1 protein-coding gene is annotated in these 1,007 nt (G+C 52.2%); it reads left to right on the forward strand.

What is annotated here, in order from left to right; genetic code table 11:
- Window positions 1-525: 525 nt before the first annotated feature.
- On the forward strand, window positions 526-1,007 hold a 482-nt coding region (locus ROJ8625_RS21425), incomplete at its 3' end, for a nucleotidyltransferase domain-containing protein (protein WP_234984336.1).

Genomic DNA, 1,007 nt, shown 5'->3' on the forward strand with positions numbered 1-1,007 from the left:
ACTAGTATGGCCCGGGGGATCCGGCGCGCCTAGGCCTTGACGGCCTTCACTCAATTCGCCCTATAGTGAGTCGTATTACGTCGCGCTCACTGGCCGTCGTTTTACAACGTCGTGACTGGGAAAACCCTGGCGTTACCCAACTTAATCGCCTTGCAGCACATCCCCCTTTCGCCAGCTGGCGTAATAGCGAAGAGGCCCGCACCGAAACGCCCTTCCCAACAGTTGCGCAGCCTGAATGGCGAATGGGAGCGCCCTGTAGCGGCCACTCAACCCTATCTCGGTCTATTCTTTTGATTTATAAGGGATTTTGCCGATTTCGGCCTATTGGTTAAAAAATGAGCTGATTTAACAAAAATTTAACGCGAATTTTAACAAAATATTAACGCTTACAATTTAGGTGGCACTTTTCGGGGAAATGTGCGCGGAACCCCTATTTGTTTATTTTTCTAAATACATTCAAATATGTATCCGCTCATGAGACAATAACCCTGATAAATGCTTCAATAATATTGAAAAAGGAAGAGTATGCGTAGCCGTAATTGGAGCCGTACCCTGACCGAACGTAGCGGCGGTAATGGTGCGGTGGCGGTGTTTATGGCGTGCTATGATTGCTTTTTTGGCGTGCAGAGCATGCCGCGTGCGAGCAAACAGCAGGCGCGTTATGCGGTGGGCCGTTGCCTGATGCTGTGGAGCAGCAACGATGTGACCCAGCAGGGCAGCCGTCCGAAAACCAAACTGAACATTATGCGTGAAGCGGTGATTGCGGAAGTGAGCACCCAGCTGTCTGAAGTGGTGGGCGTGATTGAACGTCATCTGGAACCGACCCTGCTGGCCGTGCATCTGTATGGCAGCGCGGTGGATGGCGGCCTGAAACCGCATAGCGATATTGATCTGCTGGTGACCGTGACCGTGCGTCTGGATGAAACCACCCGTCGTGCGCTGATTAACGATCTGCTGGAAACCAGCGCGAGCCCGGGTGAAAGCGAAATTCTGCGTGCGGTGGAAGT

The sequence above is a fragment of the Roseivivax jejudonensis genome (assembly GCF_900172265.1).
Classification (GTDB): Bacteria; Pseudomonadota; Alphaproteobacteria; order Rhodobacterales; family Rhodobacteraceae; genus Roseivivax; species Roseivivax jejudonensis.